The following is a 12,376-nucleotide window of genomic DNA, read 5'->3' as shown; positions in this document are numbered from 1 at the left end:
CTATTGTAAATCTCACACGCGGGGATCAATTGTGCATTGCAAAAACGTGAATTGCGTTTTGGCCGAATTGGCGTATTTTGTTCGTATACAAATGAGTTGAGCGACCCCGCGGCACCTTATCCTGTGCGCTTGGGGTTGTTTTTCGTTTTTTTTCGCAAGCCAGCTTCAGGACTGCCCAAGATGACAGAGCACAGCCTCTGGCGTTTCTCGCGTGCGTTGCATCGCGCGATCAACGACCGGCATTTCGAGGACATCGAGGCCCTGATCGACGAGGACGTCGAGTGGGCGCTCTACGGCCCGATCGACATGTTTCCGTTCCTCGGCGCGCGCCAGGGCAAGGACGCCGTGCTCGACGTCATCCGCCAGTTCGCCGACAATTTCCAGGTCCGCCGCTTCGACCGCGAGAGCATCATGCTCGGCGTGGATTCCGCCGCCTCGATGCTGCGCTATTCGCTCACCGCGCTGGATTCCAGCAAGCCGATCAGCTTGCGGGTAGCGCAGTTCGCCCAGTTCAGGGCGGGCAAGCTCACCAGCATGCGCGTGCTGATCGACACGTTTGATCTGGTCGAGCAGGCACTCGGCCGCGCCATTCATCTGCCGAAGATGACCAGCGTCGGCTGAACGGAACACCAACGGGCCCCGGACTTCGGGACCGACGGCTGATGCTCCCCGCGACGCGTCCTGGCCTCCAGCCCCGCCGGATGCAATCGTGGAGGAGCTCGTCATCGGGCGCGCGCCTTTCGCGCGGCCCGTTGGTTCGCGTTTGATGGAACCGCCACAATTTCGCAACGATGGTTCCGCATCCTGGGCAGGAACTGGGCTGACGGGCAGGACGATGGAATTCGCGACAGGGTTTGGCTGGACCAGGCTGCCGATGCTGGCCGCCGCTTTCATCTTGGGATCGGTGCTGACGGTTTCGGCGCAGATCATTCCGCCCTTCTCCCCTGGCCCGCCCGCAGCGCCCGACGACGAGGCCGAGACGGCGGAGGCCCCTGATGTCAACGACCCCGACGTGCTCCGCGGCATCGACATCGACAAGCTCGACTGGGGCCAGCTCGCGATCGACGCCGGCACGCTCAACGACATCATCGCCGCCAAGAAGCGCGCCCAGGCGGCCGCCAAGGACGGGCTGAACTGGGCAACGAACGCCAACGCCAACGGCTCCTCGGGGGTGACTGTGAAGCAGTCGGTATCCTCATTCTGGGACGCCCGCATCGGCGCCGACATGACGGTGACGAGCGAACCCCGAACGATGTCCGAGCTCCTGGCGCAGAAGGCCACCAATGGCGGCAGCGTGCCTCAATCGTCCGGCAGCGCCTGGGCGGCCGCGACCGCGCCGGGCGCGGGCGCGATCTGGGACAAGACCGCGGTGGAGGCCCGCGTCGATCCCGGCGCCGAGCAGAGCAAGCTCGGGGCCTCGCTGACCAAGTCGGTGCCGCTGTCGGGCGACACGTCACTGACGCTCCAGAACGGCTACAGCGTCAACCAGCAGGGCACCACGGCGCTCCCCGGCGTCGGCGGTCACATCACGCGCAATTACGAGACCGAGCAGTCGGCCAAGGTCACGCTCACCGACACCGGCACCAGCATCACCGCGGGCCAGTCGCTGTCGACCACTGACGATAAATGGCTGCGCAAGGTCGGCGCCGAACAAAAGCTGTTCGACAACGTCACCGTCTCCGGTTCGGTCGGCGAAACCTCGCAAGGGGCGATCAACAAGAGCCTGACGGCGGGCTTCAAGAAGAGCTGGTGAGCGTGTTTTCGCCTCGCCCCGCTTGCGGGACGAGGGAGTCGAGCACGGACCGGGCCGCGCATTCACTTCGGCGCGGCAACCGCGTTCGGACTCTCGTAACCATACGCCACGGCAAAGCCCCCGAATGGACCGCCCTTGCCGCACCTCGGCCAAGTTGCGGCCAAAATCCGACGCCCTAGTCCCAGACTGACGTCGTCGTGCGGGGGATACTCGCGCTGCGCTCAACGCGAACAGGGGAACAACGATGAACGCCATGCGTCCGGAAAAGACCGAAGGTACCGAGACCGAGACCATCGACACCAACCTCGCCGCCGTGACGGAAGTCGAAGCCGGCATCCGTGACTTCGTCCGCAATGACATCGCCTATCTGCGCCGTCCGGCGTCGACGACCACGGACGCACCGCCGCTCGATCCGAGCGCGGAGGCCACCGTCACCAACGTCAACTCGCTGATCCAGCGCGTCGCCGGCACCTCGCTTGCCGAGATCGAGAATTTGATCTCCGAGCTCGAGAGCCTGCGCGATCTGCTCCACGCCGAAGGCCAGCGCGTCCAGCGAGAGATCTCCGGCTACGCCCAGCTCAGCCAGGCCGCGATGAAGTCGACCCGCATGATCGCCGACAACGTCTCGCAGTGGAAGCGCGCCGCCGACGGCCTGCGCAACAGCTGATCGCTGCATCCCGCATCACCAGCCGCCGCGTTCCGAAAGGGGTGCGGCGGTTTTGATTCGTGTGTGTGATGAGTGCGCATGCGCCCCATGAAAAGTGTCATCACCCGCGAAAGCGGGTGATCCAGTATTCCAGAGGCAGCGAGGCTAGACCGAGAGCCACCGGCGTACTGGATGCCCCGCTTTCGGGGGGCATGACAGCGGAGGGTTTTGAACTTCCCGCATCCCCGCGGCGACTAACGCCAGGCGCCCTTGCCATCGCGGCCGGGCCTGGGGACATTTCATGGAAAGCATTCGGCCCGACACCACCGACCCGATACCGCTGCGGCCCGCGCCGAACCAGTTCGGCACGATCATGCTGCGTTTTGTCGGATTGCTGGCGGTTGCGATCGCGATATTGGCGTTCGTCTATAGCCGCTGAAGGCGGAGGCCGCGTTGCGGCCCCGCGGAGTTAACGAAATCTTACCGGGCCGCTTCCACGATCGAAGCTTCCAGGGTGTAAGCACCATCGGCATAGCCCTTCACCACCATGCCCGCCACCAGCATCACGGCCAGCGTCGCGGTAGCAAAGATGAATCCGACCAGCTTGAGTGCGCCGCGGTCTGCCATGGTCCTCGTCCCCTGTACTCTGCCCAGTTCGTTCAAATAGACAGCGACAGGTTCATAATTGGTTAGCAACTCGATGGTTCCGCCAACTGCTTCGCGGGAAAACCATGTTGCGCAGGCTTATGGCAGCCACCCGGAATCGCGTCCATAGCGCGGAGGCAACACTCGCACCCTGTTTTTGCCGTTCATCCTGGAACGAATCTAACCGCCGTTCGCACGCATCGGCACGAAGGCACTGGCGGTGATGGCGTAGACGTCCTCGCCGCGCTGGTTGGTGCCGGTGGTGCGGGCGGTCAGGATGCCCCAGCCGGGTCGCGAGGCGGAGCTGCGCTTGTCGATGACGACGTTGACGTAGGTGACGACGTCGCCGGCGAGCACCGGCCTGATCCAGCGCAGGTTGCGAAAGCCCGGCGACGGGCCCCACACCGCGACCTCCTCGCCGCGCGAAGCGGCTTCCCGCGCCAGACGCTGGCCGTCGGCGACAAGCAGGCTCATGCAGGCCGAGCCGACATGCCAGCCCGAGGCCGCGAGCCCGCCAAACAGCGAGTTCTTGCCCTCCTCCTCGTCGAGGTGAAAACGCTGCGGATCGAACTTTGCGGCGAATGTCTTGATCGACTCGGCCGTGAACGTATAGGCGCCGATCTCGCGGCGATGCCCGATCTCGATCTCCTCGAAAAACGGCATCAGACCGCCTCCTCGCGCCGCTTGATCAGGATCGGCGAGGTCATCTCGCACAGCGCATCACCCCCGGCGTTACGCACGGTGCATTTGAACTTGACGATTCCAAGCTCCGGGCGGCTCTTCGAGCTACGGGCCTCCACGACATCGACGTCGAGCATGAGGTCGTCGCCGGGTCTCAACGGCGACAGCCAGCGCACTTCATCGACGCCTGGAGATCCCAGCGACGCGGCGCGGGTAATGAAACCGTCGGCCATCATCCGCATCATCAGCGAACAGAGATGCCAGCCCGAGCCGGACAGGCCGCGCAGCATGCTCTTGCCGGCGGCGTCCTCGTCGAGGTGCATCGGCTGCGGATCGAACTCGGCGGCAAAGGCCAGGATCTCGTCGCGCGTGACATGGCGCGGGCCGAATGTTCCGAACCGGCCGGGCGGGAAATCTTCGAAGGTCAGGGTCATCTTGGGAAAGGTTTGAGGGAATGACAGATTGTGGCCGCACTTTGCGGCAATCTCAACCCGCTGGCCCGCATGGCTCGTGCTACATTCGGCGCGCCGGCGTTGGTCTTGAGTCGGATCGGTCAGGGGTCTCGATCCATTTGCAAGGACCGGCAACACCTGAATTGCCCTGGGGAGAGCAATGTTTTCATTCAGCGACCTGTTTCAATGGGACCGCTTCATCACGCCGACGATCATCAAGACCTTCTATTGGCTGGTGATCGCGCTGATCTGCCTGTTCGGCCTCTCCGGCATCTTCTCCGGCCTCGCGATGATGGCGATCAGCCCGTTCGGCGGCTTCCTGATGCTGCTGTCGTCGATTGCGAGCGTCGTCGTCGGAATCGTGTTCTCGCGCATTCTCGCCGAGCTGATCCTGATCATCTTCCGCATCAACGAGCATCTCGGCGCGATCAGGGATCAGGGCGGCGGGATGAAGTGAGGCAAGCACCGGCGCCGTAGGCTGGGTTAGCCGAAGGCATAACCCACCAACTTCGTTCTGCAAACGAGGAAGCATGGTGGGTTACGCTGCGCTAACCCACCCTACGAACCTATCCAGATCTTACGTATTGAACCTGAAATGCATCACGTCGCCGTCGGCGACGACGTATTCCTTGCCTTCGAGGCGGAGCTTGCCAGCATCGCGGGCGCCGGCTTCGCCGCCGAGCGCGACGTAGTCCTCATACGCGATGGTCTCGGCGCGGATGAAACCCTTCTCGAAGTCGGTGTGGATCACACCGGCCGCGCCCGGCGCCTTGGTGCCGCGATAGATGGTCCAGGCGCGCGCTTCCTTCGGGCCCACCGTGAAATAGGTGATGAGGTCGAGCAGCGTGTAGCCGGCGCGGATCAGGCGATCGAGGCCGGCCTCTTCGAGACCCAGCGTCTCCAGGAAGTCGGCGCGTTCGTCACGTGAGATGGTGGCGATCTCGGATTCGATTTTCGCCGAGATGACGACGGCAATGGCGCCCTCCTTGGCAGCCTGGTCCTGCACCGCCTTCGAGAACGAATTGCCAGTCGCGGCCGAGCCTTCCTCGACGTTGCAGACATAGAGCACGGGCTTGGAGGACAGCAGGCCGAGCATCCCGAAGGCGCGCTCCTCCTCCGCCTTGCGTTCGACGAGGCGCGCTGGCTTGCCCTCGCGCAGCAGCACCAGCGTACGGTTGACGAGATCGAGCTGCTCCTTGGCGTCCTTGTCGTTGCCCTTGGCCTTCTTGGACAAATTGTCGACGCGCTTTTCGAGGCTGTCGAGATCGGCGAGCATCAGTTCGGTCTCGATGGTCTCGATGTCGGCGAGCGGGGCGATCTTGCCCTCGACATGGGTGATGTCGGAATCCTCGAAGCAGCGCACGACATGCGCGATGGCGTCGACCTCGCGGATGTTGGCGAGGAACTGGTTGCCGAGACCTTCACCCTTGGACGCGCCGCGGACGAGGCCGGCGATGTCCACGAAGGTCAGCCGCGTCGGGATGATCTGGCCCGACTTGGCGATCGCTGCGAGCTTGTCGAGCCGCGGATCCGGCACCGCGACTTCGCCGACATTCGGCTCGATCGTGCAGAACGGATAATTGGCCGCCTGCGCCGCGGCCGTCTCGGTCAGCGCGTTGAACAAAGTCGATTTGCCGACATTGGGCAATCCGACGATCCCGCATTTAAATCCCATAATGTCCTCTATTCATGTTCGTCATGGCCGGGCTTGACCCGGCCATCCACGTCTTTGACTTGCGGCACCAAGAACGTGGATGCCCGGGACAAGCCCGGGCATGACGGAGAGCCAGCTATTCCTTGCCGTTGTCGTCCTTGGTCAAAAATCCCTTCGCCTGCATGGCGAGGTGCACCCTGTTGGCGAAAGTCGCATCCGTGCCTTTGGCAACCGGTGCCGCGTGCTCGGCCACTGCGTCGCAGAGCGTCGCCACCCAGTCGTTGTCGGCTTTGGCGAAGTCCGACAGCACGTGGCCGTGCACTAATTCCTTGACGCCGGGATGACCGATACCGAGCCGCACCCGGCGATACTCGTTGCCGATATGGGCGGAGATCGAGCGCAGGCCGTTGTGGCCGGCGATACCGCCGCCGACCTTCACCCGCACCTTGCCCGGCGGCAGTTCGAGTTCGTCATGGAATACGGTGACGTCGCCCGGCGCGATCTTGAAGAAGCTTGCCGCTTCCTGAACGCTGCGGCCGGACTCGTTCATGTAGGTCATCGGCTTGAGCAGGATCACGCGCTCGGTGCCGAGCGTGCCTTCCGAGGTCTCGCCCTGAAACCTGCGGCGCCAGGGCGCGAAACCATGACGCCGTGCGATCTCATCGACGGCCATGAAGCCGACATTGTGCCGGTTACGTGCGAATTTCGGGCCGGGATTGCCGAGCCCAACAAACAGTCGCATGACGCGGCGCGCCCCTCGCTCGGCGCGCGGTCAGGGACCGCGCGCCAGCTTTGAGAGATTACTTCTTCTTGTCGCCGCCGGCGGGCGCCTTGGCAGCCGGGGCCTTGGCAGCCGCTGCCGGAGCAGCAGCACCCGCAGCCGGAGCAGCACCAGCCGCCGGAGCAGCAGCACCCGCAGCAGGAGCAGCAGCCGCGGCCTTCTGCTCTTCGGCGTAGCCGGACGGCGGCACGATGGTGACGAGGGTCGCGTCCTCGGAGGTCAGCGCCTTCACGCCAGCCGGCAGCTTGATGTCGGAGAGATGCAGCGAGTGGCCGATTTCGAGCGAACCGACGTCGGCCTCGATGAACTGCGGGATGTTCTCCACGCCGCACTCGAGTTCGATCGCGTGCGCGACGATGTTCACGGCGCCGCCGCGCTTCACGCCGGGCGAGCCTTCAGCCTTCACCACGTGCAAGGGAACGCTGATGCGGATGGTGGCGCCTTCGCCGAGCCGCATGAAGTCGACGTGGATCGGGAAATCCTTGACCGGATCGAGGTGGTAGTCGCGCGGAATCACGCGGTGCTTGTTGCCCTCGAGGTCGATGTCGACCAGCGTGGTCAGGAACCGGCCGGCGAGGATGCGCGTGCGCAGTTCACGATCTTCGATCGAGATCGTCAGCGGGGGCTGGTTGTTGCCATAGATCACTCCGGGCACTCTCCCGGCGCGACGCTCAGCCCGGGCGGCCCCCTTGCCGCTCTTCGGACGTGCGGTCGCCTTCAATTCCTTGACGGTCGCCATAACGTTAAGTCCTTGTTTTTGCAAAAGTTAATGGGCCGCAACGCGGCCCATGGCATACGCCGCAGCAAGCCTCCAGGGGTGCGGGGGCTGCGGACATGGCGGGCTTTTACCCGGAAGACGCGGAAATGACAAGGAGAATGGGCGGCCGGAAGGTATCGGTAGCCCGGATGGAGCGCAGCGTAATCCGGGACCTACGCCGCTGGAACACCCCGGATTGCCGCGAAGCCTGTCATCGGGCGGCGCTTCGCGCCGACCCGTTGGCTCCATCCGGGCTACGATTCCCCCTACCCGCCGAGCTTGGCCTCCAGCGCCGCGATGCGCGCCTTCAGAGCCTCGTTCTCCTCACGCGCCAGGCGCGCCATGTCCTTGACCGCCTCGAACTCCTCGCGCTTGACCAGGTCCATGTCGCGCAGGAATTTTTCGGCCTGGGTGCGCATCACCGTGTCGAACTCGCGCTTGACGCCCTGCGCGGCACCGGCGGCATCGTTCATCAGGCGGCCGATCTCGTCGAAAAACCGGTTGTTGGTCTGGGTCATGTCGGTCTCCTGGCGGCTTTCGATGAACTCTGCGCGAACGCGCGGGGAGACAATGGCAATCCGATGGAGCCGGTTCAAGGGCCGATCGGCGGTATCCTTGTCATGCCCCGGTTTCCTTGCAATCGTATTCAACGTCCCTGCATAAGAAGAATCACAAAGGCGCTCGATATGATCGACCAGCAGATCGCGATCCCCACCAAGGACGGTCACACCGCAACCTTCATCAGCCATCCCGAACGCGGCGGGCCGTTTCCGGTCGTCCTGTTCTACATGGACGCGCCGGCGATCCGCGAAGAGCTGCGCGACATGGCGCGCCGGCTCGCGACATCGGGCTATTACGTGATGCTGCCGAACCTCTATTACCGCTCCGGCGTGATGGAGCTCGGGGCGCTGCCGGCAGATCCGAACGCTCCGGAACGCAAGCGCATGTTCGCGCTGATGGGATCGCTCACGATCCCCATGATCATGGACGACACACGGGCGCTGCTCACCTATGCCGAGGGCCAGGCGGCCGCGAACACCAAACTGATCGGTACCGTCGGCTACTGCATGAGCGGCCGCTACGCCGTCAACGCCGCCACGCACTTCCCCGATCGCGTCAAGGCCGCCGCCTCGGTCTACGGCACGCAGCTCGCAACCGACCAGGACGACAGCCCGCATCTCGCGGCAGCCAAGACCAAGGCCGAACTCTACTTCGCCTGCGCCGAGACCGACATCTACGCGCCCGCCGAGATCATCGAGAAGGTGAAGCAGGGCATGAGCGGCGCCAAAGCCGAAGTCGAGATCTATCCCGGCACCCATCACGGCTTTGCCTTCCCCAAGCGTCCGGTCTACGACCGCGACGCCGCCGAGCGGCATTGGGAGCGTCTGCTGGCGCTCTATCGCCGCAATCTCGTCTAGACATAGAAGGCGCGATGCCCTTTCTGCTCATCGACTTTCCCGCCTTCAAGCCGATCGCGATCGAGATCGGTCCGTTCGCGATCCGCTGGTATGCGCTGGCCTATATCTGCGGCATCGTGTTCGGCTGGCTCTATGCGCGCTCGCTCCTGAAGAAAGAGCGGCTGTGGGGCGGCCCGGCGCCGATGTCGCTGGTGCAGATCGACGACTTCATTCTGTGGGTCACGCTCGGCATCATCCTCGGCGGCCGCACCGGCTACGTGCTGTTCTACAATCTGCCCTTCTTCATCGACCATCCCGCCGCGATCTTCAGGCTGTGGGAAGGCGGCATGTCCTTTCACGGCGGCTTCCTCGGCTGCGTCGTCGCGGTGATGTGGTTTGCTTATCGCAACGGCATCTCGATCCTGTCGCTCGGCGACATCACAACCGCCGTCGCTCCGGTCGGGCTGCTGCTCGGCCGCATCGCCAATTTCATCAATGGCGAATTGTGGGGCCGCGCCGCCGACCCGGAGCTGCCCTGGGCGATGATCTTCCCCAACGATCCCACCCAGCTGCCGCGTCATCCGAGCCAGCTCTATGAGGCCGGCATGGAGGGCATTTTGCTGTTTGCCGCCCTCGCAATCATGATCCGCTTCGGTGCCCTGAAACGGCCGGGCATGATCCTCGGGGCGTTCATCCTGATCTATGGTTTGAGCCGGATCGCCGGCGAGCATTTCCGCGAACCGGACGTCCAGCTCGGCTTCCTCTGGGGCGGATTAACCATGGGCATGCTGTTGTCGATCCCAATGCTTATTGTCGGCCTCATACTTATTGTATTGGCAGTGAGGCGCGATGCGCCGAAGCCCGCAGGGGCTATTCGTTAATTCCTCTTGAGAAGATGGACCGTGACCGACCAGCCGTTACTCGACGAGATCAAGGCGCTGATCAAATCCTCAGGCCCCATCCCGGTCTGGCGGTACATGGAACTGTGCCTCATGCATCCGCGCTATGGCTATTACGTCTCGCGCGATCCGTTGGGACGAGAAGGTGACTTCACCACCGCGCCCGAGGTCAGCCAGATGTTCGGCGAGCTCCTGGGCCTGTGGACCGCCTCGGTGTGGAAGCAGATGGGCTCGCCGCAATTCCTGCGGCTGATCGAGCTCGGCCCCGGCCGCGGCACCATGATGGCGGATGCGCTGCGTGCGCTCCGCGTGCTGCCGCCGCTCTATCAGGCACTCCATATCCACATGGTCGAAGTCAATCCGGTCCTGCGCGAGCGGCAGAGTGCGACGCTGTCGGGCGTGCGCAACATCGCCTGGCACGACAGCATCGACGACGTGCCTGAGGGACCGAGCATCATCCTCGCCAACGAATATTTCGACGTGCTGCCGATCCATCAGATGGTCCGTCACGAGAACGGCTGGCACGAGCGCGTGATCGAGGTCGACTCCAACGGAAAACTTCAATTCGGCGCGGCGGCCGAGCCGACGCCGCGCTTCGAGGTGCTGCTGCCGCCTCTGGTCCGCGCCGCGCCCGTCGGGGCCGTGTTCGAATGGCGGCCCGATGCGGAGATTATGAAGCTCGCCAGCCGCGTGCGCGACCAGGAGGGCGCGGCGCTGATCATCGATTACGGCCATCTGCGCAGCGATGCCGGCGACACCTTCCAGGCGATCGCGCGCCACACCTTCACCGATCCCCTGAAGGCGCCGGGCCAGGCCGACGTCACAGCCCATGTCGACTTCCAGGCGCTCGCGCGCGGGGCGGAGGACGTCGGCGCCCGCGTGCACGGGCCGGTGACGCAGGGCGATTTCCTCAAACGCGTCGGCATCGAGACCCGTGCAGCCGCCTTGATGCAGAAGGCGGCGCCCGACGTCGCCACCGACATTTCGATCGCGCTAAAGCGCCTGACCGAAACCGGCCGCAGCGGCATGGGCTCGATGTTCAAGGTGCTCGGCATCTCCGAGCCGCGGCTGACGGGCCTTGCGGGCCTCAGCGATCTCGAACGCGCCGGAGACGGTTCATGACGCTTGCCTCCTCGCTGCTGTCGGCGGTGCCGGGCCTGCGCCATGCCTTCTTCACCCGCGAAGGCGGCGTCTCGGGCGGCATCTATTCCGCGCTGAACGGCGGGCTCGGCTCCAACGACGATCAGGCCCTTGTCGCGGAGAACCGCCGCCGCATGGCCGAGCATGTCGGCGTCGCACCGGAACGCTTTCTCAGCTTGCACCAGATCCATTCGCCCGACGTGCTCGTGGCCGACGCTCCGTGGCCGAGCGGGCCGCGGCCGAAGGGCGATGCGCTGGTGACGAAGGTGCCCGGCATCGCGCTCGGCGTCTCCACCGCCGATTGCGGGCCGGTGCTGTTCGTCGATCCCGACGCGGGCGTGATCGGGGGTGCGCATGCCGGCTGGAAGGGCGCGCTCACCGGCGTGCTGGAGCAGACCATTTCGGCGATGGAAAAACTCGGCGCCTCGCGCAGCGGCATCATCGCCGCGGTCGGCCCGCTGATCCGCCAGGACAGTTATGAAGTCGGCAACGAGTTCGTGACGCGCTTCATCGAGGCGGATGCGGACAACGCCATGTTCTTCATCCCGTCGGTGCGCGAAGGACACGCGATGTTCGATCTCGCCGGCTTCATCCGCAAGCGTCTGGAAGCCGCGGGCATCCTGATGATCGACGATCTCGGTCTGGACACCTACGCCGACGAACGCTTCTTCAGCTACCGCCGCTCGGTACATCGCAAGGAGCCGGATTACGGCCGCCACGTTCACGCGATCGCGCTCGAAGCGTGAACACAACGGCAACCCCGTGTCATTCCGGGGCTATGCCTGCGCGCGATGACAGTGGCCTGCGGCGCCCCCGCCCTAGACGTTAATGCGTTTTAACGATATCGCTGCCCTCCATAATGAGGGACGCGTCATTCATCTTGCGCCGCGCGGGTTCGCGCGTGCTGGCGGTCATGCTGCTGACGGCTGCGACAGCCCTCGGCGGCTGTGCCGGTGGCGGTGGTGCCGCGAACTCCTATGCGATGGCGCCGAGCGCCGGCTCCGGGGCGACAGTCGCGTTCGAATCGATCGACGGGCCGCCGCCGCAAGTGTTCGACCGCATGGTCGGCGTGCTCGACAGCGAATCCAAGCTGCGCAGCCTGTCCGTGGTCTCGCGCGAGGGGACGGCTGCCTACCGCGTGCGCAGCTACCTCTCCGCCCAGATCGTGCGCGGCAAGACCGTGATCGCCTGGGTCTGGGACGTCTACGACGCCAACCAGCAGCGGGCGCTGCGCCTTTCCGGCGAGGAACCGACTGCGGCCAAGGGCGGCCGCGATCCTTGGAGCGCGGCCGACGACCTCGTGCTGCGGAAGATCGCCCAAGCCGGATTCAGCGGACTTTCCAACATGATCAACGGAACGCCGGATGCGCCGGGCTCGGCTCCCGGCTTGCGCGGGCCGGCCGTGGCGAGCGTGATGCCGGAGGCTCCGGTGGCCGAGATGCCGGCCTCGGCGCTGGGCTATGCCGAGCGATAACCCCCGCGAAACCACGGCCCCAACTTCCAGCCAAACCGTTGGCCGGACTCAGGATTTCGCAGGGAAAACGTAGCCTCCCGGGTTGCCATCGCAGCCC

The 12,376-nt window shown here is 64.7% G+C and carries 17 protein-coding genes; 10 read left to right on the top strand and 7 right to left on the bottom strand.

The annotated features are described in order from the left end of the window. Window positions 1-180 precede the first annotated feature (180 nt). From ABIC03_RS23985 to ABIC03_RS23970, 4 genes are all read left to right on the top strand, one after another. The gene (locus ABIC03_RS23985) at window positions 181-621 is read left to right on the top strand and encodes a nuclear transport factor 2 family protein (RefSeq protein WP_018453530.1); all 441 of its coding nucleotides are present in this window, start codon (window positions 181-183) and stop codon (window positions 619-621) included. 214 nt (window positions 622-835) lie between these two features. Next, a complete protein-coding gene (locus ABIC03_RS23980) occupies window positions 836-1,753 on the top strand; it encodes a hypothetical protein (protein ID WP_354061581.1) in 918 nt (305 codons plus the stop codon). A gap of 244 nt (window positions 1,754-1,997) precedes the next feature. Next, window positions 1,998-2,420, top strand: coding sequence for a hypothetical protein (locus ABIC03_RS23975; protein ID WP_275172461.1), 423 nt, complete (start codon window positions 1,998-2,000; stop codon window positions 2,418-2,420). Between the two features lie 280 nt (window positions 2,421-2,700). Next, entirely contained in the window at window positions 2,701-2,838 is a 138-nt protein-coding gene (locus tag ABIC03_RS23970) for a hypothetical protein (protein WP_007614812.1), read from the top strand. A gap of 41 nt (window positions 2,839-2,879) precedes the next feature. Here ABIC03_RS23970 and ABIC03_RS23965 read toward each other — a convergent pair whose 3' ends face one another. The 3 genes from ABIC03_RS23965 to ABIC03_RS23955 form a co-directional block, all read right to left on the bottom strand. Then, window positions 2,880-3,026, bottom strand: coding sequence for a hypothetical protein (locus ABIC03_RS23965; RefSeq protein WP_354061579.1), 147 nt, complete (start codon window positions 3,024-3,026; stop codon window positions 2,880-2,882). Between the two features lie 198 nt (window positions 3,027-3,224). Continuing rightward, entirely contained in the window at window positions 3,225-3,707 is a 483-nt protein-coding gene (locus tag ABIC03_RS23960) for a MaoC family dehydratase (RefSeq protein WP_354061577.1), read from the bottom strand. Then, entirely contained in the window at window positions 3,707-4,159 is a 453-nt protein-coding gene (locus ABIC03_RS23955) for a MaoC family dehydratase (protein ID WP_354061575.1), read from the bottom strand. The genes ABIC03_RS23960 and ABIC03_RS23955 overlap by 1 nt, the downstream gene beginning before the upstream one ends. Before the next feature lie 178 nt (window positions 4,160-4,337). Here ABIC03_RS23955 and ABIC03_RS23950 point away from each other — a divergent pair, with 178 nt between their 5' ends. Continuing rightward, window positions 4,338-4,634 carry a DUF4282 domain-containing protein gene (locus tag ABIC03_RS23950; protein WP_275172458.1) on the top strand — a complete coding sequence of 99 codons (297 nt, stop codon included), beginning with the start codon at window positions 4,338-4,340 and terminating at the stop codon, window positions 4,632-4,634. 120 nt (window positions 4,635-4,754) lie between these two features. Here ABIC03_RS23950 and ychF read toward each other — a convergent pair whose 3' ends face one another. From ychF to ABIC03_RS23930, 4 genes are all read right to left on the bottom strand, one after another. Next, window positions 4,755-5,852 carry a redox-regulated ATPase YchF gene (gene ychF / locus ABIC03_RS23945; RefSeq protein WP_007614830.1) on the bottom strand — a complete coding sequence of 366 codons (1,098 nt, stop codon included), beginning with the start codon at window positions 5,850-5,852 and terminating at the stop codon, window positions 4,755-4,757. Window positions 5,853-5,967: 115 nt separating this feature from the next. Continuing rightward, entirely contained in the window at window positions 5,968-6,573 is a 606-nt protein-coding gene (gene pth, locus ABIC03_RS23940; RefSeq protein WP_354061572.1) for an aminoacyl-tRNA hydrolase, read from the bottom strand. Between the two features lie 58 nt (window positions 6,574-6,631). Next, window positions 6,632-7,351 carry a 50S ribosomal protein L25/general stress protein Ctc gene (locus ABIC03_RS23935; protein WP_275172456.1) on the bottom strand — a complete coding sequence of 240 codons (720 nt, stop codon included), beginning with the start codon at window positions 7,349-7,351 and terminating at the stop codon, window positions 6,632-6,634. Between the two features lie 284 nt (window positions 7,352-7,635). After that, on the bottom strand, window positions 7,636-7,887 hold the full coding sequence (locus ABIC03_RS23930) for an accessory factor UbiK family protein (protein ID WP_007596812.1): 252 nt from the start codon (window positions 7,885-7,887) through the stop codon (window positions 7,636-7,638). Between the two features lie 168 nt (window positions 7,888-8,055). Here ABIC03_RS23930 and ABIC03_RS23925 point away from each other — a divergent pair, with 168 nt between their 5' ends. From ABIC03_RS23925 to ABIC03_RS23905, 5 genes are all read left to right on the top strand, one after another. Further along, a complete protein-coding gene (locus tag ABIC03_RS23925; protein ID WP_275172455.1) occupies window positions 8,056-8,787 on the top strand; it encodes a dienelactone hydrolase family protein in 732 nt (243 codons plus the stop codon). A 14-nt stretch (window positions 8,788-8,801) separates the two neighbouring features. Next, window positions 8,802-9,647, top strand: a complete 846-nt coding sequence (lgt, locus tag ABIC03_RS23920) for a prolipoprotein diacylglyceryl transferase (protein WP_275172454.1) — start codon at window positions 8,802-8,804, stop codon at window positions 9,645-9,647. A 21-nt stretch (window positions 9,648-9,668) separates the two neighbouring features. After that, window positions 9,669-10,787, top strand: a complete 1,119-nt coding sequence (locus ABIC03_RS23915) for a class I SAM-dependent methyltransferase (RefSeq protein ID WP_354061568.1) — start codon at window positions 9,669-9,671, stop codon at window positions 10,785-10,787. Beyond that, entirely contained in the window at window positions 10,784-11,551 is a 768-nt protein-coding gene (gene pgeF / locus ABIC03_RS23910; RefSeq protein WP_354061566.1) for a peptidoglycan editing factor PgeF, read from the top strand. Before ABIC03_RS23915 ends, pgeF begins: the two co-directional genes overlap by 4 nt. Before the next feature lie 113 nt (window positions 11,552-11,664). Next, complete coding sequence (locus tag ABIC03_RS23905) at window positions 11,665-12,279, top strand: hypothetical protein (protein ID WP_275172451.1); 615 nt, start codon at window positions 11,665-11,667, stop codon at window positions 12,277-12,279. Window positions 12,280-12,376 lie beyond the last annotated feature (97 nt).

Source organism: Bradyrhizobium sp. RT6a, assembly GCF_040547675.1.
GTDB lineage: Bacteria > Pseudomonadota > Alphaproteobacteria > Rhizobiales > Xanthobacteraceae > Bradyrhizobium.
This window is presented reverse-complemented; position numbering and strand designations above follow the sequence as displayed.

Coding starts and splice junctions, on each gene's coding strand:
- ABIC03_RS23935 (WP_275172456.1), bottom strand. CDS start 7,351: ATGGCGACCGTCAAGGAATTGAAGGCGACCGCACGTCCGAAGAGCGGC.
- pth (WP_354061572.1), bottom strand. CDS start 6,573: ATGCGACTGTTTGTTGGGCTCGGCAATCCCGGCCCGAAATTCGCACGT.
- ABIC03_RS23950 (WP_275172458.1), top strand. CDS start 4,338: ATGTTTTCATTCAGCGACCTGTTTCAATGGGACCGCTTCATCACGCCG.
- pgeF (WP_354061566.1), top strand. CDS start 10,784: ATGACGCTTGCCTCCTCGCTGCTGTCGGCGGTGCCGGGCCTGCGCCAT.
- ABIC03_RS23955 (WP_354061575.1), bottom strand. CDS start 4,159: ATGACCCTGACCTTCGAAGATTTCCCGCCCGGCCGGTTCGGAACATTC.
- ABIC03_RS23930 (WP_007596812.1), bottom strand. CDS start 7,887: ATGACCCAGACCAACAACCGGTTTTTCGACGAGATCGGCCGCCTGATG.
- ABIC03_RS23970 (WP_007614812.1), top strand. CDS start 2,701: ATGGAAAGCATTCGGCCCGACACCACCGACCCGATACCGCTGCGGCCC.
- ABIC03_RS23905 (WP_275172451.1), top strand. CDS start 11,665: ATGAGGGACGCGTCATTCATCTTGCGCCGCGCGGGTTCGCGCGTGCTG.
- ABIC03_RS23925 (WP_275172455.1), top strand. CDS start 8,056: ATGATCGACCAGCAGATCGCGATCCCCACCAAGGACGGTCACACCGCA.
- ABIC03_RS23980 (WP_354061581.1), top strand. CDS start 836: ATGGAATTCGCGACAGGGTTTGGCTGGACCAGGCTGCCGATGCTGGCC.
- lgt (WP_275172454.1), top strand. CDS start 8,802: ATGCCCTTTCTGCTCATCGACTTTCCCGCCTTCAAGCCGATCGCGATC.
- ABIC03_RS23985 (WP_018453530.1), top strand. CDS start 181: ATGACAGAGCACAGCCTCTGGCGTTTCTCGCGTGCGTTGCATCGCGCG.
- ABIC03_RS23960 (WP_354061577.1), bottom strand. CDS start 3,707: ATGCCGTTTTTCGAGGAGATCGAGATCGGGCATCGCCGCGAGATCGGC.
- ychF (WP_007614830.1), bottom strand. CDS start 5,852: ATGGGATTTAAATGCGGGATCGTCGGATTGCCCAATGTCGGCAAATCG.
- ABIC03_RS23975 (WP_275172461.1), top strand. CDS start 1,998: ATGAACGCCATGCGTCCGGAAAAGACCGAAGGTACCGAGACCGAGACC.
- ABIC03_RS23965 (WP_354061579.1), bottom strand. CDS start 3,026: ATGGCAGACCGCGGCGCACTCAAGCTGGTCGGATTCATCTTTGCTACC.